Below are 23,203 nucleotides of genomic sequence, written 5' to 3' on the forward strand. Positions count from 1 at the left end.
TGCCAAACAGCCAGTCGACGTTTAGCATCGCCGAGTGCTACGCGCCCTGCCCTCAGAACCGATAGCGCGCTGTCACCAGTACATTGCGCGGATCGCCATAGACGCCCGTACCGTAAGAGCCCAGACCCGGCATATAGGTCTTGTCGAACAGATTGTTCACGTTGATCGACATTGACCAGTGCTTGTCCATCTCATAACGTGCCATCAGCCCCACCACGGCGTATGAGGGCTGGGTAGCACGCCAGTATGGGGCGCTGGGTTGCTGGTAATAGGTTTCGGTTTGCCAGGTGACATTGCCACCCACGGTCCAGCGCGACCAGTCACCGCGCAGGCGGTAGGTGCTGCCCAGCTTGAGCAGATGGCGGGGCTGATTGGTATTCACCGCTGGCGTGACCACATCAGGCTGTGCCGGTGCCTTGGACGTGCGGTAGGTATACCCCCCGAACAGGTTCCAGCCCGGCGCGATACTGCCGGACAACTCGGCCTCCAGACCCTGGCTGGTGATGCCATCGATGGCGGTGTAGATCTCTTCACCGCTGGCCCCGTTCACGCCCTGGTACTGCGCCGCATTCTTTTGCTTGATGTGGAACAGCGCAACGCTGGTGTTGAGCTTGCCATCCAGCAACTCGCCCTTCACGCCCACCTCTTTGCTCAGCCCCGTCAGCGGCGACAAAGGGTTGCCGCTTGCATCCTTGTAATAGGTCTGCGGGTTGAAGATATTGGTCACGCTGCCGTACACGGACCACTGCGGGTTCAGGTCATAGACCAGGCCTGCATAGGGCGTGATCTTGCGGTTCACCTGCAGGTCATTGCCCACAGAGCTCTTTCCCGTGGCCAGGACCGTGGTGGTGTCCAGCATGTCGTACCAGCTTGCGCGGGCACCCAGAATCACCGACAGGTCATCCGTGGGCCGCAGGCGGGTGGCCGCCGAAAGGCCTTTTTCCAGCACCACGATCTCGCGGTCCGAGCTGCGCGTGAACGTGGGCTGAGCAATGTTGCCGTCCCAGGCAAAGTAATTGGGGATGTTCGTCCAGACCGTATTCGACAACTGGGCTGCCCGGTGTTGACGCGAATAGCCCGCACCCAGCATCACATCATGGCTGCGGCCCAGCAGCTGAAACTTGCCGTTCAATGCAGCGTTGAAGGTGTTGACGTCGGTCTGCGTGGGAATGGTGCCCGCGATCATGCGGATACCCGCCCCCGTCACCCTGTTCACGGTGCCGTTATAGGCCGCACCGTAGACCACGTCACGCGACTGCGTGAGATGGCTGGCCGATGCATCCAGCACCCAGCCGCCACCAAAATCATGCTTAAGACTGCCAAACAGGTTGCGACTGTCGTTGTCCCAGTAGGACCAGCGCGCAGCCGGATTGACCGAGCGGCTGAAGTCGGTGCGTGTGCCATCGCTGTAGAACAACGGCAAATGACCGAAGGTCGAGCCATCGGCCTTGGACTGCATGTAGTCAAAGCCCAGGCTCAGCAGCGTGTTGGGCGTGAGATCTGCCTCGACGATGGCGTAGAAGTTGCGGGTGTCCCGGCTGTAGTAGTCCACATTGGACTCGGCATTCTGTCCAGCCACCACGACACGGCCGCGCACCGTCCCTGCCGCATTCAGCGGGCCGGAAACATCGGCGGTGGAGCGGTAACGGTTCCATGAACCTGCGCCCACCTCCACCGAGGCTGCAAGCTCCTTGGTGGGCTTTTTGCGCACCAGATTGACCACTGCCGATGGGTTGCCCGCCCCGGTCAACAGGCCGGTGGCGCCTTTGACAACCTCCACACGCTCGTAAATGGCGCTGTCGGCCAGCGAGGTCGTGTACTGGTTGGCCGAGTCCATGGTGTTGGGCACGCCATCGAACTGGAAGTTCTCGATGGTGAAGCCACGCGAATAAAAGGTGTAGCGCTCGCTGTCGTTGCGGCCCACGGTGATGCCAGGGGTTTTCTCCAGCACGTCGGGCATGGCCGTCAACGCCATATCGTCCATCAGTTGGCGCGTAACGACGCTTACGGATTGCGGCGTTTCACGCAGCGTCATACCCATGCGTGTGGCCGTGGCCACAGTTGCTGTGGGGGTGTATGCACCCTCTGCCACAACCGGGCGCTCTGCAGCTGCAGTCACCGTGACCGCAGCCATCTCTGTTTCCCCCGCAGTTGATCCGGCAGCGGTCTGGCTTATCTGCGGCACACGGCGCAACGCCCAGCCGCCATTGCTCTGGCGCACGGCTTGCCAGTCAGTGCCCTTGAGCAGCGCTCCAAAAGCCCCTTCTACGGTGTAGCTGCCGCGCAGCCCGCTGCTGCTTCGACCTGCCGTCTGTTCCGGCGTAAAGATCAGTGCCACACCTGCTTGACTGGCTGCGCTGCGCAAAGCCGTATCCAACGGTCCGGCGGGAATATCGTAGCTGTGCTGCTGCGAGGTTTGGGCATGAGCGGTGGTCACGGCCAGCGGCAATGTGGCAATGACACCTGCACACAAAGCCCAGTGCACGGAATGAGCGAGCATGGATGGAGCGAAAAGGCGGCACGCCGGCCGCTGGAAAGTTTGAAAGTGCATGACGTTGGACAGTCTTTGAAATCCGATGGCAATGAATGAAAGCTTTCGGAAATAAAGAAGCCTGAGAGTTCGTATCGGGTCACCTCCCGTGCAAATATTTTTCGGACGCTTGGAAAGCTATCGCTGCAAGCCGCTTCTGGATGGGGTTAACAGAAGAGGTCAGGAAACAGGCCGGCCCAGCCAGGCACTCAATCGGCCGAAGTCCTAGGCGGCAAGACAGCTAAGAAGCAGTACCACCGTTGCCTCAATGACCGCTGGCCTGGGCTGCCTCCACTCTCACCCACCACTGTGAGCGCCAGCGCACCTGCACCGGCAATGAACTCGGGAGCATTGCCAGAACCGCATCGGTATTGGCGACACCTCCTTCTGCCCCCAGAGGGAAGGCGCCCGAAAAACGCAGCCCGGCCACCGCTGGGTCTACGCGTAGCCAGCCACTGCGGTAGCGTCCCAGCTCGATCAGAAAATCATCAAGGCGCTGGTTGTCCACCCACAACTGCCCTTGGCTCCAGGCCAGCTCGCGCTCACCGGCGGCGCCCGGATCATGCGCGTGCGTGCGTTCAAAAACGACGACCTGCCCTGCATCCAGTCGCAAAGGTGGGCTGCCCGGGGAAGCATCGACGGGGTGTATCTCCACGGCGCCCTCGAACACCGCCACCTGCGTCATGCCGCTGTTCTGCCGCACTGTAAAACGCGTACCTATGGCACGTACAAGTCCTTCGGCGGTTTCAACCACAAAAGGCAACTCGCCCAGCTCGCCAGGCGGATGACCGGTGGTGAACAGCGCTTCGCCCTGCAGCAAACGCACACGGCGCTCAGGGCGTGCGAAGTTCAGTGCCACCGCACTGCGCGTACCCAGCAGCAGCTCCGTGCCGTCGGGCAATGTGTGACGCTGGCGTTCGCCGGTACCGCTGCGGTAGTCCGCCGCCAGTTGCTTCCATTGCGGTGTGCGCGTGACCATCCAGCCTGTGCCCGCGGCCGCTCCCACGCCCACGAACAAGCCCAGCAAATGGCGACGTGACGCGGATGTGGGTGCAGTGTGCAAGGTTCGATAGCCCACACCGTCCGCATTCAAACCGTGCAGCGCACCGGTAATGGACTGCAAATGCTGCCATGCACGGGCATGGTCTGGGTGAGCGTCATGCCACTGACGCCAGCTCTTTTTCTCTGCTGCCGTAGCGGTGCAGCCATGCAGACGCGTAAACCAGTCTGCGGCAGCTTCGGCAACGGCAGCATCCAAGGGGGCACCACCGGCGCGCAGTTGCACACCAGTGCCCGGTGCAGGGGCCGCCAGGCGGCAGGCAGAGCGATTGGTCATGACGAAACAGAAGCGGTGCTCAAGGGATCAGGAAAGCGCCAGGAGAAAGCATTGACGATGCGCCTGCATCAGATAGCGTTTCACCGAAGTCATGGAGACACCGAGCCGCTCTGCAATGGCAGAGTAAGTCAGGCCTTCCAGATGAGCCAGCAAGAATGCTTCGCGTGCCTTTGGAGCCAGGGCATCCAGTACTTGATCGACTGCCTGCAACGACTCAAGAGCAATCAAGCGCTCCTCTGGCGGTGGCACCAGATCTTCTGCCAATAGCGCCACCGCATCCAGATAGGCTTGTTCCAGCACACGACGGCGGTAGCGACGAATGACCAGGTTCTTGGCCACCGTGACCAGGAAAGGCCGTGGCTGCTCGATGCGCGTCGCCATCCCGGAGACGATGACGTTGACAAAGGTGTCGTGAGCAATATCTGATGCCTCGAAGGCATTGCCCAGCTTGCGCCGCAGCCAATGCTGTAGCCAGCCATGATGTTCAACGTACAGCGCGTGAACGGGATCAGCAGGAGCAGAGGAAGATGCGGTCACAGACGGTAGACCGCGATGACGCGGCATTATTTGATAGTGAGAACTATTCTCATTCTAGCGTCTAATCAAATTGCTCTTTGCGAGCCCGCCTGGCCAATGGCCCTGCCCGGTTGCTTGTTTCGCAACGAGGCCTGGCATCAGCGTCATGGCTCGACCACCACCGCAGCTTTGTCAGCAGTGAGCTCATTTTCGAGCTAAGCAGCGAATGCCTGCGGCAGCCCGCATGCCGCGCGCTCAACGCTCAAGTTGATCACGAGCAGTGCAGCAAGAGCAACGCGTGTCCAATCTGCTGGCATCCTTGAATGGCCTACTGCGTTACCCAGCGAATTATTGGCATCTTCAGATTGAAGGTGGGATAGCTTGCGACCATATAGCCAAGCAACCCACCCTGGAGGTGGGTTTTCTGTCTCCAGGGCACTGCAAAGGAGATGGAAAGAATGGACGTCACACCTGCCGAAAGCGCGTCTGCCAAGCAGTCCAGCAAGGGCTCGCCGCACCTCGTCTGCGGAAAGATTGCTGCTGGAAAATCCACACTTGCCAAACAGCTCGCATCCCGTCCGCATACGGTGATCCTCAGTGAGGATGTCTGGCTGGCACGGCTTTATCCCGATGAACTTCGCTCCATCTCAGACTACGTAAGGCTCTCGGAACGACTGAGAGCTGCAATGGAGGCGCACATCGTTGCTCTTCTGCAGTCAGGAACGCCGGTGGTGCTGGACTTCCCTTCCACCACCCTCAATGCAAGAGCATGGGACCGCAGCATTTCTGAGAAAGCGGGAGCGTCTCAGTACTTGCACTTCCTCGATGTGCCGGACGAAGAATGCAAACAGCGTTTGCATCTCAGGAATTCATCGGGCGATAACCCATTCCAGACAACTGACGACCGGGCTACTCAGGCAGGACCTGCCCAAGGGCATTGACATCTCGGGCTGCTCGCAGGAGGAGCTGGATGCGATTGCAAGAGAATTCAACGAGCGGCCCAGGAAGACCTTGGGGTACAGAACTCCGGCTGAGATGTTCAATGAATGCGTTGCATCGATCGGTTGAATCCACAGTCGAAAGCTGCCGATGATCGGATGAAGCATTCCGATCCTCCGCTGTCATTGGGTTGTCACGACACAGGCGGAGACTGCGGTTTTTCACCAATCCACATGCCATGTGGATGGGCCGCAAAGCCTTGCCTCCTTGTATTCGCTGTCATGAAAACTGCATCCCCCGGCTTCGCCCCCAAACGCGTTGCCTATGCCGCTGCCACACTCTTCCTCAGCACTGCCGTGCTGGTGGCATGCGGAGGCTCCGACGATTCTGATCCTCCCCCCACCACGCCCCAGCCACCGGTCGTACAAGGCCGCTGGACCACGGGTGACCTGCATGTGCACACCATGCAGTCCGACGATGCGCAGCAAGTAAACACCTTGGACAAAGTGCTGGCCTCCGCTTTTGACCGCTTTGGTCTGGACTGGGCTACGCTGTCCGATCATCTGCGCCTGAGCAGTTGGGACAATGACGGCAACCGTCTGAATCCGCAGATTCCGATGTCGGAAGCCATGGCCAAATTCCAGGTGCCGCGCATCAAGGAACTCCAGGCCCAGGGCAAGTACGCCGACAAGGTGATCTTCTCGTCCTTTGAATGGGATATGCCTTCGCACGACCACGGCAACGTCGGCATCTTGACCGACAACCCCATGTCGGCAGGTGCGCTCAAGGCCGCCAGCCAGTTCGAGTATCTGTTCACCAACCGCGACGCGGCATTGTTCAAGCCCGAAGATGTGGCGGTCTGGGGCCCCAAGGCCGGCACCGGCTACAACACCCATGCCGAAGCCATGGCCGCGATTGCCTGGCTCAAGCAGAACTACCCCAGCACAAGTTATCTGCAGATCAACCATCCATCTCGCAACCCTGGCAAATACACGATTACCCAACTGCGTGAGATGAATGATCTGGCCCCCAATATTGTCTTTACCCTCGAAGGCATGGTGGGCAACCAGATGGAGCCGGACCGCGGAGGCTACACCAGCGACTACATCGAAGCCAATCTGCCTTCGCGCACCTATGGCGGCGTGGACTATATGGTGGCCAAGCTCGGAGGGACCTGGGACGCGCTGCTGTCCGAAGGACGCCGTATCTGGAACGTAGCCGACTCCGACTACCACTTCACCACGTCGCAAGGCAAATACAGCAGTGGCTACGCGCCGGGCGAATATGCCAAGAACTACCTGTGGGGCGATATCAAGGACCCACAATCGCTGCTGGCCACGCTGCGCACCGGCAAGCTGTTTGCCGTGTATGGCGATCTGATCAATGCGCTGGACTTCAAGGTGAAGAGTGCCAAGGCCACGGGCGAGATGGGCTCTGAAGTGTCGGCACAAAGCGGCGAAGACCTGAGCATCACCATCCGCTTCAAGAGCCCTGATCGCAACAATTTCGAATACCAGCTGGGCAGCGGGCTGTATGCCAACGTCAAACCCGTGGTGGACCATATCGACCTGATCGCGGGCAATGTCACCGGCCGCAAGACCCCGGGCACCCCTGGCTACGATGAAGCCACCACCCCATCGACCCGCGTGCTCAAGCGCTTTACCCGTGCGGACTGGAAGCTTGACTCCGAGGGCTACTACACCGTGACCACCACGGTGAAAGCCACCGGCGACCAGTACTTCCGCCTGCGCGGCACCAACCTGGGCACCGATGTGGCCGGAGAGACAGCGAACGGCGAACCGTTGCCCGATCTGAAGACCGATGACGGCACCGACCATGTGGCGCGCTTCAACAAGATCAATGCACGCAACTACGGCGACCTGTGGTTCTATTCGAATCCGGTGTTTGTGAAGACGGCAGCCCAGTAATTTCTGCACTCTCCCCTGAACTGCCTGGCTCACCGCCGGGCATTTTTGTTCCACGAACTGGTGCCGCAGCAGAGTGCTGCGCCTCACCCGTCCCGGGAATCGCAGCAATTCCGGGTGACCGCCTTTTGCATGTCTTGACTTGGTGCGATAGTCCCGTCGCAACCATGCGCGAAATTCGTGCCGATGGCAGCTTCGCAGCCGACGCCGTCCTTTCCCCTCAGCTATTGCGATGACTGGCCTACGCTTCTTGGCAGAGTCGATAGAGGTGCGCCTTCACCGCGGGACAACTCACCGCCCCTCTGGCTGAGGGACGGTAAAGCTGAGCGTCGCCGTATAGCGCACATCGTGATATTTCCTAGCGCCCACAGTCACCACTGCATCATTGACACGCGCCGATACCTCAAGCACATACAGGCCAGGGAAGGATGGCGTAAAGCTCACCGTACCGTCCTTTGACGGAGCCAGTGAACGCCGCCACCCCTCCCCCGTTTCGACATTCACCTGACTGGCGGCGACGGGCCGTCCCTTGAACATCAATCGAAAGGTGTTTCCATCAGGGTGGATCGGAACCAGCTCCAGGTCGTTCAGGGCCTGAGTGCCCTGGCGACCGTAGCGGGCTTGATAGTAGGTAAGAACGCCATCATCGAACCCGGTAGCAGTGAAGCGCAGATCGCTGACGGGTTTGGGAACAACGAGATGGTTGATCGCAGCCTGCACTGGCAGTGCCTTGCCATCCGCTTGCATTGCCCTGGGCTCCAGCAAGGCAGGCCACTTTTCCAAAGGGCGGTGCAGCTCTCCCACGTAGGCACGGACCTCCGCCCCTTCGGGCTGCACCCAGAGATACTCCGCTTGCGCCTTTGCCGAACACCATAGGACGCTGCTGCTTAACAGGCACAGAGCCGTTCGATGGAATACATCAGGTAAATGCACTAGGTAATCCTTGTCCTCAAACTTGCATCCAATGCGCTCGGCCTATTGGCGCCGCTTGGATTTCTTCCAGCCCGACACCGGCCTGCAACCCAGACCCGGTGTCGAGCAGCACATCACAAAGGCTGGGCGGGCTACGACGATCAGGCCCTGCTTCCACCATCTGCTACCTGCTCGCCTCAGATAATGGCAATCAGCATCCGTGGCCGTTCGCACTGCATTCAGCGCGTGACGCCTTGCGGGGAACCGCTGGGCTTCCGTTGACGCGGATGAAGAACCGCACCGAACCGACCCGAAGTCCGGTCCAGATATGCAGCCAGGCCCTGCTTCACCTTGGCGTCTGATCTGCCATCGAAGCTGGTTCAGGCCGTCCTCTGGATGACCTTGAATGTCGGCGTTCAAAAGTCATAACGCATCCCTACATTGACGCTGCGCGGAGCACCCCAGGTATAGAACAAGCCTGCCGCCGTAAAGTTGGTGAGCCCGGCCATGTACTTCTTGTCCAGTGCATTGTTCACGTTCAGGCTGAACGACAGGTGCTTATCGACTTGATAGCGCGCCATCAGGTCCAGCACCGCGTAACCCCTCTGCGACAAAGTGGCGGCGCTATTGCTCATAGACGTCTTGCCTTGCCAACGTGTGGCGGCTCCCACAGTCAGCCCACGCAAGAAGCCTGCCTCGAAACGATAGGTCGTGCCCAGCTTGAACTGGTATTTGGGATATTGACTGGCGCTGGTGAGTGAGCTGCTTTGCTGCACCAGGCTGCCCTGTGCCTGCCAGCCGCGCGCAAGCTCGCCCGCCAACTCCAGCTCCCAGCCACGCCGCGTGGCAGAAGAGACCGCACGATAGGCCGTATTGCCTGCAGGAGTGAGATCACCACTTTCCTCTGCAGTGTTTTCCGTCTTCATCCAGAAATGCGCAATGCTGGCGTTCAAGCGCTTGTCGAAAAACTCCCCCTTAGCGCCGATCTCATAGGTATTGCCCTGTTCCGGTGCCAGTGTTGCACCCCGTGCATCCTGAGCCGTTTGCGGCTGGAAAATATTGGCATAGCTTGCGTACAGCGACATGTTCGGCTGCACCTCGTAGACCAACCCGGCATAGGGGGTGATCACGCCGTTTTCCTTCATGTCATAGTTCCACCAGTAAGGTGTGATGTCACGCTCTTCAAACCGCGTAACGCGCAACCCCGTGATCATTTGCAGAGAATCCGCCAGCCGGAAGCGCCCCGCTGCATAGGCATAACGCTGCTTCTGACTGAACTTGTTGTTGCCGTAGTTCAAGACACTGAAGTCGGGCTGAGGCAGCACAGCGCCTCCTTGTGCCATGTTGATGCCGAGATTGCCCAGCGGCACCAGGTTCAACGCATTCAGCGGCAATTGCACATTGCTGTGAAAACGCGATACACCCGCACCTGCCAGGAGCTCATGCGAACGCCCCAACAGCTCGAATGTCCCCTTCACATCCAGATTGACGCTCCAGTTATCGGTCTCCATATTGCGCCATCGACCAAAGCTTGCGCGGTCCTGGTCGTAGAAGTAGCCAGCCTTCATATCGTCCATGGAGACGTTCTGATGTGAGAACTTGAGCGTGGCGGCCCAGTTATCCGCCAGTCTTTGCTCCAGGCTGCCGAAGATATTGAGGCCTTTTTGCGTATATCCCCCCCAGGGGGCACCGGTGTTGAACGAGCGTGGCAACCACGCCACCTCACCGCCTGTGCGCGTGTATCGCTGGATCGGTTGCGTGGTGCCAATGCCTTGCGCATCGCGTTCGCGATAGGTCATGCCAAGGTTGAGGGCTGTGCCAGGGGTGATGTCCGCTTCAAGTGCCCCAAACAGCATCTTGCTGCGGCTCTTTTCATGGTCACGGAAACCACCGGCGTCCATGGCGGAGGCAACCAGACGCCCCCGAACCGTGCCCGCTTCGTTCAGTGGGCCGCTCACATCGGCCTGTGTTCGATAAGTATCCCAACTCCCCACATTGGCGCGCACGCTGGCCTGAAATTCGCGGGTCGGTCGTTTGCGGATCATGTTGACCGTGGCGCCGTAGTCACCCTTGCCCACAACCAGACCGGATGAACCTTTGAGGACCTCGATCCGGTCAATCTCCGCCATGTCGTCGAGCGAAAACATGGTGCTGGTCAGGTAATACCAGCCGCTGCTCAGTTGTGCCATGCCGTCGGTCTGCAGGTTGACCTTCGCCCCGCGCGCTTGAAAATCGGTAGCGTTGTTCTGCCTGTACACGGCGATGCCGGGTGTCTGCTCCATCACATCGGTCAGGGTCTCCAGCTTGAAGTCATCCATGCGCTGACGCGTCATCACGGTCACGGACTGAGGTGTCTCGCGCAGCGAGAGATTCAGTCCCGTTGCTGTCCTGCTGGGACCGGTCTGGGTGTAACTGCCCGTACCCTCGGTCACGCCGTCCCTCTCGAGCTGGGCAGTCACAGTGACGGTGGCCAGGGATGAGGAGTCATCGTTTGGCGCGATGGCTTTGATGACCAGGCCTCCTCCTTGGGGGACCGCGACCAGACCACTTCCGGCCAGCATCTGCTGCGCCGCCTGCCTGAGCGTGAGCGCTCCATGCACAGGACGCGCTGTCTTGCCGGCTACCAGCGCGGGAGCAAACCCAATGGAAGTGCCAGAGGCTGCTGCCAGCTCGTTAAGTGCGCTCCCCAAGGGCTGGGAAGTGATCGTGAAACTGATGCTTTGTGCCTTCTCGGCAGCGGATTGCGCCTGCGCAATCACCGGAGAGAGGATGGCCAGGGCTGCGGCCAGAGCAAGAGGAGCGGGCTGAAAATGAGGCTGCGTGAAGCGCATGGAGAGGGATTCCGAACGTCAAGTAATGAATGAAAATAAGACTCACTACTCTTTAAGACGCATCAGATCACCAGAAATACACCCCTAGTCAGAAAAAATTTGAAATTCCCGCATCGAGCCTGAAAGTGCTCAAGGCGCGCTGACGATTTCGGTCTTCCCAGATGGCTCGCTGATCAGCTTCACAGGCAGGATCTGATTCAGCATGCGCGCAAATTCCCCGGGTCTATCAATCTGGTAGCTGCCGCCGATGGTCATTGCAGCGACCGCCGGGTCGCGAATCTCCAGACCCGTAGACCCGTAGCGCTCCAGTTCAAACAATGCATCCGCCAAGGCGGTGTTATCAAAACGCACCAAGCCCTTGCGCCATAGGGCGACACTGCCGGGAGCAACACTGGCCACCTGGCCTAATACGCCGTCCGATGACACCCTCAGGCCTTGCCCTGCCAGCAATTCGACAGGCAGATCAGCCTTCGCGTTGGCGCTGCTGTAGGAACTGGCGACCTGTACATGGCCCTTCTCCACCGAAACATTGACCGCCCCGGCATCGGCCCCCTGGTTGCGATAGCGAACGGAAAACCGTGTACCCAGCACCGTGACACGCGCAGGCCCAGCGAGAACATGGAATGGCTTCTTGGGATCGGCGGCAACCGAGAACATGATCTGCCCATCAGCAATCCGCACCTCTCGGCGGTCGCGGTACATGGTGACCTGGGCTTGCGTGTCGGCGTCCATGGCGAGCTCGGTGCCATCAGGCAAGGTGACAAGCTTTTGCTGCCCCTTCTGCGCAACATAGCTGCTCTCGAATGTCGGCTGCATCCATTGGTGCCATCCAATCCCTGCCGCAAAGAGCGCAGCACCACAGGCAGCGACCAAGGCAGAGCGCGGCTGCATCCAGTTCAACAGAGCGCCGGCGCGCGCCCATCCCTCCATCGCCTTCGGTTTCGCAGGCCCACTGGCAGACTGCGCAGAAGTTCCACCACCGGCAATGGTTTCGCGCTCGAACGAGGACCGTGCTTTTGCAACCATGTCGGAAGGAGCAGAACGCAGCACCGCCATGTCTTGCGCCAGACGACGAAATGCCGCGTCATGTGCCGCATCCTCAGCCAACCACTGACGCAGGGCTTCATGCTCGCTCTCGCTCAAGCCTTGCTCCCAGCGAGAGTGCCATTCGACGGCCGCCACCTCTACCGGATTCTGTCGACTGAAAAAATCCGCAAGCTCGCGCGCTTCCTCAGCCTCGTCAAAGGAGGCTGGCACTTTGCGCTGGGATGCAAAAGAGTGACTCATCTTATGGATAGGGATGCGCGGGGCGCGGCAAGAATTCACCCTCGGCGAAGCAGCTACGCAAAACGAACGCAAATTTGCGATCACTCGACATTATCAAGTTCCATTCTGCGCGCAGCACATGCAAGTTTTCCACGGCTGATGTACTGATTCACCATGCTCAGCGACACTCCCAGACGCTCTGCGATCTCCTTGTTGGGCAACTCATCGAAGATGTACATGCAGAAGGCATCACGACACCGAGGCGGCAGCCCCTCGATAGTGTCAAGATACGCTTGAATGCTCTGAGACGATGCATAGGCATGCTCGGGCTGCAGATGCAGAGGGCTCGCAGGCTGGTCCAGCTCCTCCAAGGAATCGATACTTTGATGCTGGCGCACCTCAGCCCGTCTATCCATATCGATTTTGGCGCGCAAGGCCACCTGTCTCAACAGTGCACCTGGCTCAAGAATGACCTGCCCCTTCTGCTGCATGGAAAGCACACGGGCATAGCTTTCCTGCGCCAAGTCGGCCGCAGTATCGCGGTCTCTCACTTTGCGCATGCAGAAATTCAACAGATCTCTGTAGTAGCGGGTCAGCACGATCCAAAAAGCCAGTAGCAATAAGTGAGGTCGAACATGCGCTGCGATAAGACAGCCTTGGAGCCCTGGCGCAAAGAGTTGCAATCAACTACACGGCAAAATTATAGATTGCTAATGCGACTTATTCTCAATGAATCCATGCAATATGATGCGAGTCATAGGTACGGATCAGCCACGGCCCCATTCGACCCAGCGTTGACCGGCATGTCTGTGCCGACTGTCGACAGCAAGTAGCCAGAAACAGCCGTCAGGGCCGATGAGCAGAAATTCAGCCCATGGCCGAAAACTCCATCTCGCTTGCGAGTCCGAAATCAGGCGCAGGCTGAGGCAGCGCGCATGTCGAACGCTTGCTGGCCACCGCCTCCCCGCCAGGGGCCATGCCAGGCGGCTTGGAACGAATCACTGCTGATCATTTCAGCGTGAACTCGCTCGCGGCTTAGTGAACCCACAGCACCTCAAACTGCTGGCGGGTTGAAGTGATCTGTATCGACACCTCATCCCCTTCGCTCCTACCCAGCACCGCCCTGCCCAAAGGCGCTTTGCTGCTGATGACCTGAATGGGATCTGCGCCGTTGACCAGCTTCATATTCCCTCCATCCGGTCCGAGAAAGAACTGTTGTTGCTTGTCGTCTGAATCCACCAGACAGAACAGCGCGCCGAGCTGAATCCCTTTGCTGGCGTCGTAAGGTTGCGAGCGGAACTGGCGCCAATCAGCCATCGCCTGGCGGATGGCTTCTGCGCGACGAGCCTGGCCGGTAGCCAGGTAGGCAGCTTCGAGACCCAATGTGTCGTACTTGTTCTCGGCGATGTTTTCCTCATGAGTCGCCGCTTCATGAGCAGCCATAGCAGCCTTCTCGGCCTGCAGAAGGTCCTCCGCGAGCCGTTCCAGCACCTGCTGCTGCAACAACAATTTATCCATAGCGAAAAGAGGCATCTCGAACAAGTTGAGGGGCCCCGATTATGAAGGGCCTGTTCACCGCTGGACGCTTCCCATTGGCTATGGTCAGCGCCTATTCACAGGTCGATAAGCCGCAATGCACCATAGGCCTCTTAGACTCTAAATTTATAGCTGGCTGCGCTTCTATATATTGATTTCAAATACATTTGATATTGAAATCAATGCTAGACATACGCAACCAGCTCCACTATTGATAGCTAGCATCGATTTTCAGCACTTGCTACGAGGCGCAAAGCAGCTTGCCGCAGGCTTTTTTTTGCGCCGCTTTCAGTGCTGAAAATTTGCCAATGCAGACAACAGATGGCGCTTGTGGTTGTGAGCCCCAAGGCATGATCCTGAGGCCCCATATTCCACTTCCAGAGGCACGGCCGCACTCACGCTCCATCAGGGATGGTTGGCTCCACCAAGAGGGCAAGCAATTGCAGAGATTCCTGCCAGCCCAGATAGCAGGCCTGCTCGGGAATCATGTCGGGAACGCCTTCCTGCACCACATGCAGCTCGGTGCCGCAAAAGACCGCCTTCAGATCGACGGTGGTGATCATCTCGCCGGGCAGATTGGCGTCCTCGAATCGATCAGTATGGCGTATGCGCCGGCCCGGCACCAGCTCCAGAAACTCACCGCCAAAGCTGTTTTTGCTGTTGGTGGAAAAATTGATGAAGCTCATGCGGTAGCGACCGCCCACGCGTGCGTCAAATTCATGCACCTGCGCCGCGAAACCATGCGGAGGCAGCCACTTGACCATGGCCTCGGGAGTCGTGAAGGCCCGGTAGACGCGTTCGGGCGGAGCTTTGATCACACGGTGCAGTCGAATGGTCTGTGGCATGCGAGACTCCTGAGATAGAGGCCAGCAAGCTTAGCCCTCATCACCGCAGCTGGCTACCAGGCTTTCTTGGATGTATTGATCAGTCGCCTCTTCGGCACAACGCCATCACACATATCACACGCACAAGCCGCTTCGGCTCCACACCCCACCGACCCCATGCAAGATTCGCCGACATTAAGACGATGGCTGTCCATGGCGCGCGATGACGAGATCGTCGTCGATGCCACCGACATCAACCACGAAGCATCGTCCAATCCATGGTGCTTTTCTCCAGACGATGAGGAGTCTCTGGGCATCAGCGCTGAAGCCCTTGCCGATTTCATCGGGCAGGTCGTGGCAGCCAGACAGGAGCAATTGGGTGGAAATGCACCCATGCTTTTCTATTGCTGGCATGAGGCACAGACCAGGCAGCTGCGCTTCAGCCTTGTATCCGCCGCGCATGGCCGGCTGCCTTTCGGCTGCGCTGTCGACCCCGGAGCGAAGCTTGCATCCATTGCAGCAGATATTGTCGAAAAGGACTGGCTCAATGCCGAGTGGGGCCAGCCTGGGCCAGACCAGGCTGCGCCCGATGACCTCTGTGAGGAGCCGGCGTTGAGCTTGGCGGTGTTCGTCGCCCATCTGCCATAGCCTGATCTTCAGGCGCATGTTCAGGCTCTTCGCAACCCGAGCCGCTGCCGATCTGCACACACAGCTGCCGGAATTCAGGCAGAGTTCCCCATACGGCCAGAGGCACGGAACATGGCACACTGTGGCGGACATCGGCGATTACCGCACCGCATTGCGCGTCGCCGCCTGTCGCAGCCCCATGACAACAGCACGGGGAGTTCGTATGGGCAAAGGCAAAACCGGCGCCAAAGCGGCGTTTTCAGCTCTCGCAACCCCGCTCGTCGACTCGGCAGTCGAACAGGCCAGGGACATTGCACGGGTACCTGACGTCGAGGGGATCCATCAGTTGCGCGTCACCTTGCGCAGCCTGCTGACGCTGTGGTGGTTTTACCGGCCTCTGATGGAGGCAAGAGAGTATGCACGGCAGCGCAGCAGCCTGAAATCGATTGCCAACGCAGCAGGCATGGCCCGCGATTACGACATTTTGATCGAGCTGCTGAGACGTAACGACAAATGCAGCGCAGCCGGCATTGCGGCCCTATCGACCGCCCGCGAATCCGCTCTGCAGGCTGGCCGGGAAAACCTTTCGCCCCCCCATATACAGACACGATTGCAGGAAGCGCTGGCGCAAACGTCGGCCAGCTTGGGCCCTGGGTCCGGCCAGCCGCGACTGCGAGCTCTTGCACAGGCCCGGGTTGCGCAGGCAGCGAGACAGCTGCGCCGACGCACCAAGCGGGCGATCACCGCCGGCAGGCCAGACCTTGAAGCCTTTCACGATGTCAGAAAGGCCGGCAAGAAAACACGTTATCTGCTGGAGCTGTTCGGGCCCTTGCTGCCCGCAGACCATCGCCACTTGCTCAAGCGGCTGCAGAAAATCCAGCAGCCGCTTGGCGAGCTGAATGACCTTGCTGTCAGCGAAAGCCTGCTCAGGCAGAACCCGCACCTGATCCCTTCTGCGCATCAGGCGAAACAAATAAGACGCTGGCTCAGAAAGAAACGCAAGAACCGCCTGAGCGCCCTCTCCTGCCTGCTGCGCAAGGATCGGACGCTCAAGCAGGCTTGAGCGCTCATGACGGCGCCGTTATCAGTCCCAGACAGGAGCCAGGCCCTCAGGGCTGACTTCGCGCCCGTTGCGCTCCAGCGCCGCGATCAGCGCCATGTCATCGACGTCCAGCTTCAGATCGCGCGCCAGCAGATTGCTCGCAAGGTTCTCACGCTTGGTGGACGACGGAATCACCGCATACCCCAGCTGCAGCGCCCAGGCCAGCGCCACCTGCGCCACCGTGGCCTGGTGCTTGGCCGCGATCTGCGCCAGCACCGGATCCTTGAGCACCTTGCCGTAGGCCAGAGTCATGTAGGAAGTGACCTGAATGCCCTGCTCCTTGAGGAAGGCCGTCAGCTTGCGGCCTTGCAGATAGGGACTCAGCTCGATCTGGTTGGTGGCAATCTCGCCCTGGCCCACGGCGGCGATGGCCTGGCGGGTCAGCTCGATATTGAAGTTGGAGATACCGATCTGGCGGGTCAGGCCCCGGGCCTTGGCTTCGGCCAGGGCTTCCATGTACTCGGACAGCTCCACGCCGTTTCCAGGTGCGGGCCAGTGGATCAGGGTCAGGTCCACATAATCGCAACGCAGTTTCTTGAGGCTGTCCTGCAGGCTGGGGATCAGCTTGGCGCGGCTGTAGTTGTCGGTCCAGATCTTGGTGGTCACAAACAGATCGCTGCGCGCCACACCGCTGTCGGCAATCGCCTGACCGACTTCAGCTTCGTTGCCATAGATCTGGGCTGTGTCGACCGCGCGGTAACCCACATCGAGTGCGTTGCGCACGGAATCGATCACGACCTGACCGTTGAGGCGGAAAGTACCGACGCCGAAGGAAGGAATAGGGCTCATGAAATCACTCCTGAATGAGATTGAGGGCAGCAGCCCGTCCGGAGCCTGCATGTCTGCTGGCCGTACCGGCTTTCCCGATGCCTGAAGTTTGCCGCGTTCATATTCGCGGATTAAGCCTTGTATTTCACAAATACTCTTGAAATCAAATCAAATATAGAACCAGAATCTTGCAGCAGCCGCCGCCAATTTTCATGATCTGTGATTACCGCACGCACCCGGCCCGACTTGAGCCCCATGCCCGCTGCGGGAAGCTGCGGAACACGGGCCTGCGCGCCATCGGCAATCACTGGCGTCAGTTCCATGGAGGTGAATCCGGCAACACGCCGTTGACCAGGGCGACCAACAGAACCACGGACAGGTTTGCGGCGCGGTGTCCTCGATTAATATTTGCAGATCAAGCTTGGTATCCCCCATTTTTTCTTGAACCGAATTCAACAATGAAGACCACGCTCGACGAACTGCAGGCCTTTGTGGCCGTCGTGGACACGGGGTCCATCACGGCCGCGTCGGAACTGCTGGGCCTGACGATTTCAGCCACCAGCCGCACGCTGGGGCGGCTGGAAGAAAAGCTGCAGACCACGCTGCTGCGCCGCACCACCAGACGCCTGGCGCTGACCGAGGAAGGCACCACTTTCTTGCAGCACGCCCGCGCCATTCTTGCATCGGTCGACGAAGCGGAGGAGTTGATGGCCGCGCGACGCATGCGTCCGGCGGGAAGGTTGCGTGTCGATGCAGCCACGCCCTTCATGCTGCATGTGCTGGTGCCGCTGATTGCAGGATTTCGTGCGCGCTACCCCGAGGTGGAGCTGGAGCTGAACTCCAACGAAGGCATCATCGACCTGCTCGAAAGGCGCACCGACGTGGCATTCCGCATCGGCGTGCTCAAGGACTCCACCCTCCATGCCCGCCCTGTGGGCATCAGCCGCATACGCGTGCTGGCCAGCCCGGCCTATCTCAAGCGCCACGGCATGCCCGCCAGTGCGGCACAGCTCAGCCAGCACAGCCTGCTGGGCTTTACCCAGCCCGAATCGCTCAATGACTGGCCGCTGCGCGACGCCGACGGCAACGCCGTGCACATTCGCCCGGACATTGCGTCTTCCAGCGGCGAGACACTGAGGCACATGGCGCTGGGCGGCCTGGGCATCGTCTGCCTGTCGGACTTCATGACCCGCGCAGACCGCGAGCAAGGAAATCTGGTGCAGCTGTTCGGCAAGCAGACGCTGGACATCTGCCAGCCCGTCAATGCGGTCTACTATCGAAACACCGCACTGGCGGCGCGCATCACCTGCTTTGTGGACCATGTGGTGGAAACGCTGGGCAGCCGCCCGTTCGAGACCTGAGCGGCCCGAGCCGGCGCGGCGGCTGCCGTACCTGTATCGCGGTGAGGCTGCGCTATGGGCCGGCAGCGCAGCACTTGCAGCGAGGCTGTAACGCCGCAGCAGGGCACTCCATGGCTGGACGGCAGAATCAGGCCTTCCGCCTTGCCCTGCAGCCCTTGCCGTCATCGAGGCGCTGGCTCGCCTCCTTGGCAGCTTCTGACCTCAGGCTGCCGGGATCAGGGCCCAGGTATTTGCGCATCACAGGCCGATTGGCTGCGGGAACTCCGGCCGCGCCCGTATGATCCGAACCCCTATGCCTCAAAACACCGTCCAAGCATCCTCCTCGCAACATGGCTTGCGCGCCCTCTGGCGCCAGCGTGGAGCGGGTGCCTGGCTGCTGTGGCCGCTGTCGCGACTCTATGGATTGCTGCAGGCCTGGAACGCACGGCGCATGCGCAGCCGCCAGCAAAGCACGGGGCTGCCGGTCATCGTCGTCGGCAATGTGATTGCAGGCGGCGCGGGCAAGACACCCGTGACGCAGGCCGTGGTGGCCCACCTCAAAGCCAGGGGCTGGCAGCCGGCCATCATCTCGCGCGGTTATGGCCGCAGGATCGAGAGCGGGCAGGATTGCCGCGAGGCCCTGCCGGACAGCCCCGCCAGCGAAGTCGGCGACGAGCCCGCCCTGCTGGCGCGCAGCACCGGCGTGCCGGTCTTTGTCGCCTCCAGACGTCTGGAGGCAGCGCAAGCGCTGCGCCAGCGCTACCCGCAGGTCGATGTGATCGTGAGCGACGACGGCCTGCAACATCTGGCCCTGGCACGCGATGTCGAGCTGTGCGTCTTCAATGATGAAGGTGTCGGAAACGGCTTTCTGCTGCCCGCAGGCCCATTGCGCGAGCCCTGGCCCCGCCCGGTGACGGCCACACTGCATGCGGGCCGGCCGCCCAGGCCGCCGGGCACGGCCCCGACGTTCGCGTTGCAGCGCAACCTGGCCGATACCGCCTACAACGGCCATGGCCAGAGCATCCCGCTGCGCAGCCTGGCTGACCAGAGCCCGGAGGCCGTGGCCGCCGTGGCACGCCCCGAGTCCTTTTTTGCCATGCTGGCCGCCCAGGGCATCACTGCGGCAGCAACCCAGGCCTTGCCCGATCACTATGATTTCGAGAGCTTCTCGCGCAAGCTGGAAAACGACAAGCCCTTGATTTGCACCGAAAAAGACGCCGTCAAGCTCTGGCGCAGGCATCCCGAAGCCTGGGCCATACCCCTGCAGCTGCAGCTGCCGCAGGCCTTCTGGGAACTGCTGGATGCGCAGCTGGCCAAGGCCAACGCCAATATTCGCCGGGATGGCAAGCCAGCCTGACTATCATTGAGCCTATGGATCGGTCCCGGCTGATCACCCCTTTTTTGCAGCGCCAGCCCCTGCTGGCGCCCTCATCCCGTTTTGCAGGAATATTCCATGGACGCCAAACTTCTCGAACTGCTGGTCTGCCCCGTCACCAAGGGCCCGCTGCGCTTTGACCGCGAGCATCAGGAACTGATCAGCCACAGCGCGCGCCTGGCCTACCCGGTGCGCGACGGCATCCCGGTGCTGCTGGAAAACGAAGCCCGCACCCTGTCCGACGACGAGCTGGAAGAAGAAAAGCAATAAGCCATGAGCTATACGGTACTGATCCCGGCCCGTCTGTCCTCGACCCGTCTGCCCGGCAAGCCGCTGGCCGATATTGCCGGCCTGCCCATGGTGGTACGCGTGGCCCGGCGTGCGGCTCTGGCCGGCGCAGCCCGCTGCGTGGTGGCGGCCGACGACGAAAGCATTGTGGCGGCCTGCGCCCGGCATGGCGTCCAGGCCATCCTGACACGCAAGAATCATCCCAGCGGCAGCGACCGTCTGGCCGAAGCCTGTGCGCAACTGGGCCTGTCCGGCGATGATGTGGTCGTCAATGTGCAGGGCGATGAGCCGCTGATCGACCCCAAGCTCATCGAGGCCGTGGCGCAACTGCTGCTGGCCCGCCCCGAAGCCAGCATGGGCACGGCCGCCCATCCCATTGATAGCCTGACGGATTACCGCAACCCCAATGTGGTGAAAGTGGTCTGTGACGCCAAGGGTCTGGCCAGCTATTTCAGCCGCGCGCCCATCCCTTTCTCGCGCGACAACGGCGATGAAGCCTGGTGGCAGACGGCGGCCCCCAAGGCCGGTCACACGGGTTTCACACCGCTGCGCCATATTGGCATCTATAGCTACAAGGCCGGTTTTCTGCGCGAGTTCCCACAACTGGCACCCGCGCCGACCGAAGCCATGGAACAGCTGGAGCAGTTGCGCGCCCTCTGGCACGGCCACCGCATTGCCGTGCATATCACGCCCGATGCACCGGGTGCCGGCGTAGACACGCCTGAAGACCTTGAGCGCGTGCGCGCTGTTTTTGCTGTCTGAGTAAAAGACCTGCGCACCTTGGCGACACCGGTGCGCAGGCCGTCTTCGTCCAGGGCTGCTCACGCATCAAGCCGGCAGCAGCCCTGTCGGCGTGCGCCATCCCAAAGGGCCCTGGGCCAGTCCAGGAAAGCGCCGATCGCTATACTTTCCGCATAGTCCGAATAGCATATGTAACGGCTTCGGCATCTGGATTACAACTACAGCAATCGCGTTTGCAGCGGATACATGCCTTCAATTGGCCGCGCTTGTGACAGCCTTGACTGAATTGTGTAAGCCTGTGTTGGTCTTGTGCGTGCTATCCTTGCCCGCGAAAAAATACGGCCCGGGGACTACGGACGACCACCCGTCTGCCTGGGCCAGCAAGAATTTCTACTCTCCTCAAGGATTTCCATGAAACTGATTTTGTTGGGTGCACCCGGCGCCGGCAAAGGCACTCAGGCGGCCTTCATTTGCCAAAAGTACGGTATCCCTCAAATCTCCACGGGCGACATGCTGCGCGCCGCCGTCAAGGCTGGCACCCCTCTGGGTCTGCAAGCCAAGGCCGTGATGGACGCCGGCCAGCTGGTCAGCGACGATCTGATCATCAACCTGGTCAAGGAACGCATTGCCCAGCCCGACTGCGCCAAGGGTTTCCTGTTTGACGGCTTCCCCCGCACCATCCCCCAGGCCGACGCCATGAAGGCCGCCGGCGTGAAGCTGGACTATGTGCTGGAAATCGATGTGCCCTTCGACGCCATCATCGAACGCATGAGCGGCCGCCGCAGCCACCCCGCCTCGGGCCGCACCTACCACGTCAAGTTCAACCCTCCCAAGGTGGAAGGCAAGGACGATGTGACCGGTGAAGACCTGGTGCAGCGCGAAGACGACAAAGAAGAAACCGTCAAGAAGCGCCTGGACGTCTACAGCAACCAGACCCGTCCTCTGGTGGACTACTACAGCAACTGGGCCAAGGCCGACGCAGCAGCGGCCCCCAAGTACCGTGCCATCAGCGGCACAGGTAGCGTGGAAGAAATCACCGAGCGCGCTCTGGCCGCCCTGGCTTCCTGATCGCCCTGATCACTCGCTCATGGAGCCTTGCCGACTTTTGGCGGTCGGGCATCTCTGGGCAAAAAGGCCGGTGTCTTCACCGGCCTTTTTTGTTCTCGAGCCTCAAGGCCCCTGCCGTTCGGCCGGAATCCATCCGATGCGGGCAAACTGCACCGTGGTGGAGTTGCTGCCATCAATATTCATAGCTATCTACGCTCATATTCATTGATTCTTAGGCAAAAAACATCCAAGATTCCAGGTATCACGAAGGATAGAAGCTCTCAGAATAAGAGCATCAACCCAATGCGCGAGGCCAGCCCATCAACTCCAGCATCAGGCTGATTCTGGCCTTGGCCGCCGGCAGGCTGCCCGCACGGTCATCCGGTGCACCCTGAGCCTGCACCACCTGCCCCTCCTCGCACCGGGTCGTGATGCGCAAAACCATGCCCTGCGCCTGCGCCCAGTCCAGGGCTGGCCCCAATGCCTGATGGACCGTGCCGTTGCCCGTGCCCACCACCACCACGCCACGCACGCACGCCGCATGCCAGGCCTGCATCACCGCCAGCGCCACGGCACTGTTGCAGCCCGCATGGCTGTGCAGCAGCTCCACCTGGGGCCATTGACCTGCGGGCGGTAAAGCGATTGCAGACGAGCCAGCCGCGGCAGCCCTCGGCAGCCCACCCGTTGCCCAGCGCAGTCGCCCCTCTTCCACCCAGCCCTGCGGACCCGCGCCGCTTCCGTCAAAGGCATCCACACGGTAAGGATGCACCTTGCGCACCTGGCGTGCGCTGAACACCCTGCCCGCCACCACCGCCAGCACGCCCCGGCCAGCGGCCTGTGCATCGGCCGCACAGGCCACGGCATCACGCAGATTGCCAGGGCCGTCGGCCGAGATGGCTGTGGCCGGGCGCATGGCACAGGTCAGCACCACGGGCTTTGCCGGGCACAGAACACACTGCAGAAACCAGGCGGTTTCCTCCAGGGTGTCGGTGCCGTGGGTGATCACGATGCCGCTCACATCATCACGCGCGAGCAGCTCGGCACAGCGCAGCGCGAGCGCATGCCAGGTGGCGTGATCCATATCCTTGCTGTCCAGCTGAGCCAGCTGCTCCGCCTGCAGCGACGCGGCAGCAACGCGCTCCAGGTCCGGCACGGCCTGCAGCAGCTGAGCCACGCCCAGCTGGGCCGCGCGGTAGCCCACGCTGGTGCCAGCCTGCTCGGCGACACCGGCAATCGTGCCGCCCGTGCCCAGGATGACGATTTTTTTGTCACGTTCCACTTGCAGTCCTCTTTAAACTGA

At 60.6% G+C, this 23,203-nt stretch carries 21 protein-coding genes; 9 read left to right on the forward strand and 12 right to left on the reverse strand.

All coding sequences use genetic code 11. The features are described from left to right. Positions 1 to 52: 52 nt before the first annotated feature. The 3 genes from FSY59_RS20785 to FSY59_RS20795 form a co-directional block, all read right to left on the reverse strand. Positions 53 to 2,500, reverse strand: coding sequence for a TonB-dependent receptor (locus FSY59_RS20785; protein ID WP_148729578.1), 2,448 nt, complete (start codon positions 2,498 to 2,500; stop codon positions 53 to 55). 295 nt (positions 2,501 to 2,795) lie between these two features. Further along, positions 2,796 to 3,866: a FecR domain-containing protein gene (locus FSY59_RS20790; RefSeq protein WP_148729579.1), complete on the reverse strand. Its 1,071-nt coding sequence runs from the start codon at positions 3,864 to 3,866 to the stop codon at positions 2,796 to 2,798. 27 nt (positions 3,867 to 3,893) lie between these two features. Then, positions 3,894 to 4,430 carry a sigma-70 family RNA polymerase sigma factor gene (locus FSY59_RS20795; protein ID WP_050874342.1) on the reverse strand — a complete coding sequence of 179 codons (537 nt, stop codon included), beginning with the start codon at positions 4,428 to 4,430 and terminating at the stop codon, positions 3,894 to 3,896. 410 nt (positions 4,431 to 4,840) lie between these two features. Between FSY59_RS20795 and FSY59_RS20800 the strand changes: the two genes are divergently transcribed. Together FSY59_RS20800 and FSY59_RS20810 are read left to right on the forward strand one after the other, a co-directional pair. Beyond that, a complete protein-coding gene (locus FSY59_RS20800; protein ID WP_148729580.1) occupies positions 4,841 to 5,323 on the forward strand; it encodes an ATP-binding protein in 483 nt (160 codons plus the stop codon). A 279-nt stretch (positions 5,324 to 5,602) separates the two neighbouring features. Continuing rightward, positions 5,603 to 7,249, forward strand: a complete 1,647-nt coding sequence (locus tag FSY59_RS20810; RefSeq protein ID WP_148729581.1) for an S-layer protein — start codon at positions 5,603 to 5,605, stop codon at positions 7,247 to 7,249. A 288-nt stretch (positions 7,250 to 7,537) separates the two neighbouring features. On the opposite strand, the gene FSY59_RS20815 is transcribed toward FSY59_RS20810, so the two are convergent. From FSY59_RS20815 to FSY59_RS20840, 6 genes are all read right to left on the reverse strand, one after another. Next, entirely contained in the window at positions 7,538 to 7,993 is a 456-nt protein-coding gene (locus FSY59_RS20815; RefSeq protein WP_255439620.1) for a DUF4198 domain-containing protein, read from the reverse strand. 581 nt (positions 7,994 to 8,574) lie between these two features. Beyond that, positions 8,575 to 10,989, reverse strand: coding sequence for a TonB-dependent receptor (locus tag FSY59_RS20820; protein WP_148729583.1), 2,415 nt, complete (start codon positions 10,987 to 10,989; stop codon positions 8,575 to 8,577). Positions 10,990 to 11,118: 129 nt separating this feature from the next. Continuing rightward, positions 11,119 to 12,276 carry a FecR family protein gene (locus FSY59_RS20825; RefSeq protein ID WP_148729584.1) on the reverse strand — a complete coding sequence of 386 codons (1,158 nt, stop codon included), beginning with the start codon at positions 12,274 to 12,276 and terminating at the stop codon, positions 11,119 to 11,121. An 80-nt stretch (positions 12,277 to 12,356) separates the two neighbouring features. Next, the gene (locus FSY59_RS20830) at positions 12,357 to 12,854 is read right to left on the reverse strand and encodes an RNA polymerase sigma factor (protein WP_029158488.1); all 498 of its coding nucleotides are present in this window, start codon (positions 12,852 to 12,854) and stop codon (positions 12,357 to 12,359) included. Between the two features lie 436 nt (positions 12,855 to 13,290). Then, the gene (locus tag FSY59_RS20835) at positions 13,291 to 13,773 is read right to left on the reverse strand and encodes a GreA/GreB family elongation factor (RefSeq protein WP_148729585.1); all 483 of its coding nucleotides are present in this window, start codon (positions 13,771 to 13,773) and stop codon (positions 13,291 to 13,293) included. 413 nt (positions 13,774 to 14,186) lie between these two features. Continuing rightward, complete coding sequence (locus FSY59_RS20840) at positions 14,187 to 14,636, reverse strand: SRPBCC family protein (protein ID WP_148729586.1); 450 nt, start codon at positions 14,634 to 14,636, stop codon at positions 14,187 to 14,189. Between the two features lie 66 nt (positions 14,637 to 14,702). Here FSY59_RS20840 and FSY59_RS20845 point away from each other — a divergent pair, with 66 nt between their 5' ends. Further along, positions 14,703 to 15,263, forward strand: a complete 561-nt coding sequence (locus FSY59_RS20845) for a hypothetical protein (protein ID WP_255439621.1) — start codon at positions 14,703 to 14,705, stop codon at positions 15,261 to 15,263. Positions 15,264 to 15,465: 202 nt separating this feature from the next. After that, on the forward strand, positions 15,466 to 16,305 hold the full coding sequence (locus FSY59_RS20850) for a CHAD domain-containing protein (RefSeq protein WP_043376568.1): 840 nt from the start codon (positions 15,466 to 15,468) through the stop codon (positions 16,303 to 16,305). A gap of 21 nt (positions 16,306 to 16,326) precedes the next feature. On the opposite strand, the gene dkgB is transcribed toward FSY59_RS20850, so the two are convergent. Together dkgB and FSY59_RS20860 are read right to left on the reverse strand one after the other, a co-directional pair. Beyond that, entirely contained in the window at positions 16,327 to 17,133 is an 807-nt protein-coding gene (dkgB, locus tag FSY59_RS20855) for a 2,5-didehydrogluconate reductase DkgB (RefSeq protein ID WP_148729587.1), read from the reverse strand. Positions 17,134 to 17,243: 110 nt separating this feature from the next. Continuing rightward, the gene (locus FSY59_RS20860) at positions 17,244 to 17,435 is read right to left on the reverse strand and encodes a hypothetical protein (protein WP_148729588.1); all 192 of its coding nucleotides are present in this window, start codon (positions 17,433 to 17,435) and stop codon (positions 17,244 to 17,246) included. Between the two features lie 135 nt (positions 17,436 to 17,570). On the opposite strand from FSY59_RS20860, the gene FSY59_RS20865 reads away from it, so the two are divergent. The 5 genes from FSY59_RS20865 to adk all read left to right on the forward strand — a co-directional run bounded on the left by FSY59_RS20865 (position 17,571) and on the right by adk (position 21,924). Further along, positions 17,571 to 18,473 carry a LysR family transcriptional regulator gene (locus tag FSY59_RS20865; protein WP_148729589.1) on the forward strand — a complete coding sequence of 301 codons (903 nt, stop codon included), beginning with the start codon at positions 17,571 to 17,573 and terminating at the stop codon, positions 18,471 to 18,473. A gap of 292 nt (positions 18,474 to 18,765) precedes the next feature. Then, complete coding sequence (gene lpxK / locus FSY59_RS20870) at positions 18,766 to 19,809, forward strand: tetraacyldisaccharide 4'-kinase (RefSeq protein WP_148729590.1); 1,044 nt, start codon at positions 18,766 to 18,768, stop codon at positions 19,807 to 19,809. 96 nt (positions 19,810 to 19,905) lie between these two features. Continuing rightward, complete coding sequence (locus FSY59_RS20875) at positions 19,906 to 20,097, forward strand: Trm112 family protein (protein ID WP_003054006.1); 192 nt, start codon at positions 19,906 to 19,908, stop codon at positions 20,095 to 20,097. A 3-nt stretch (positions 20,098 to 20,100) separates the two neighbouring features. Then, positions 20,101 to 20,877, forward strand: coding sequence for a 3-deoxy-manno-octulosonate cytidylyltransferase (gene kdsB, locus FSY59_RS20880; RefSeq protein ID WP_148729591.1), 777 nt, complete (start codon positions 20,101 to 20,103; stop codon positions 20,875 to 20,877). A gap of 390 nt (positions 20,878 to 21,267) precedes the next feature. Continuing rightward, a complete protein-coding gene (gene adk, locus FSY59_RS20885; protein ID WP_003054002.1) occupies positions 21,268 to 21,924 on the forward strand; it encodes an adenylate kinase in 657 nt (218 codons plus the stop codon). 274 nt (positions 21,925 to 22,198) lie between these two features. On the opposite strand, the gene FSY59_RS20890 is transcribed toward adk, so the two are convergent. Then, positions 22,199 to 23,182, reverse strand: coding sequence for an asparaginase (locus tag FSY59_RS20890; protein ID WP_148729592.1), 984 nt, complete (start codon positions 23,180 to 23,182; stop codon positions 22,199 to 22,201). Positions 23,183 to 23,203: the final 21 nt, after the last annotated feature.

Source organism: Comamonas sp. Z3, from assembly GCF_008121565.1.
GTDB lineage: Bacteria > Pseudomonadota > Gammaproteobacteria > Burkholderiales > Burkholderiaceae_C > Comamonas > Comamonas brasiliensis.

Bases quoted from the DNA above. Each gene is read 5' to 3' on its own strand.
- FSY59_RS20785 (WP_148729578.1), bottom strand. From the start codon at position 2,500: ATGCTCGCTCATTCCGTGCACTGGGCTTTGTGTGCAGGTGTCATTGCC.
- FSY59_RS20790 (WP_148729579.1), bottom strand. From the start codon at position 3,866: ATGACCAATCGCTCTGCCTGCCGCCTGGCGGCCCCTGCACCGGGCACT.
- FSY59_RS20795 (WP_050874342.1), bottom strand. From the start codon at position 4,430: ATGCCGCGTCATCGCGGTCTACCGTCTGTGACCGCATCTTCCTCTGCT.
- FSY59_RS20800 (WP_148729580.1), top strand. From the start codon at position 4,841: ATGGACGTCACACCTGCCGAAAGCGCGTCTGCCAAGCAGTCCAGCAAG.
- FSY59_RS20810 (WP_148729581.1), top strand. From the start codon at position 5,603: ATGAAAACTGCATCCCCCGGCTTCGCCCCCAAACGCGTTGCCTATGCC.
- FSY59_RS20815 (WP_255439620.1), bottom strand. From the start codon at position 7,993: ATGCAAGCGGATGGCAAGGCACTGCCAGTGCAGGCTGCGATCAACCAT.
- FSY59_RS20820 (WP_148729583.1), bottom strand. From the start codon at position 10,989: ATGCGCTTCACGCAGCCTCATTTTCAGCCCGCTCCTCTTGCTCTGGCC.
- FSY59_RS20825 (WP_148729584.1), bottom strand. From the start codon at position 12,276: ATGAGTCACTCTTTTGCATCCCAGCGCAAAGTGCCAGCCTCCTTTGAC.
- FSY59_RS20835 (WP_148729585.1), bottom strand. From the start codon at position 13,773: ATGGATAAATTGTTGTTGCAGCAGCAGGTGCTGGAACGGCTCGCGGAG.
- FSY59_RS20840 (WP_148729586.1), bottom strand. From the start codon at position 14,636: ATGCCACAGACCATTCGACTGCACCGTGTGATCAAAGCTCCGCCCGAA.
- FSY59_RS20850 (WP_043376568.1), top strand. From the start codon at position 15,466: ATGGGCAAAGGCAAAACCGGCGCCAAAGCGGCGTTTTCAGCTCTCGCA.
- dkgB (WP_148729587.1), bottom strand. From the start codon at position 17,133: ATGAGCCCTATTCCTTCCTTCGGCGTCGGTACTTTCCGCCTCAACGGT.
- FSY59_RS20860 (WP_148729588.1), bottom strand. From the start codon at position 17,435: ATGGAACTGACGCCAGTGATTGCCGATGGCGCGCAGGCCCGTGTTCCG.
- FSY59_RS20865 (WP_148729589.1), top strand. From the start codon at position 17,571: ATGAAGACCACGCTCGACGAACTGCAGGCCTTTGTGGCCGTCGTGGAC.
- lpxK (WP_148729590.1), top strand. From the start codon at position 18,766: ATGCCTCAAAACACCGTCCAAGCATCCTCCTCGCAACATGGCTTGCGC.
- FSY59_RS20875 (WP_003054006.1), top strand. From the start codon at position 19,906: ATGGACGCCAAACTTCTCGAACTGCTGGTCTGCCCCGTCACCAAGGGC.
- kdsB (WP_148729591.1), top strand. From the start codon at position 20,101: ATGAGCTATACGGTACTGATCCCGGCCCGTCTGTCCTCGACCCGTCTG.
- adk (WP_003054002.1), top strand. From the start codon at position 21,268: ATGAAACTGATTTTGTTGGGTGCACCCGGCGCCGGCAAAGGCACTCAG.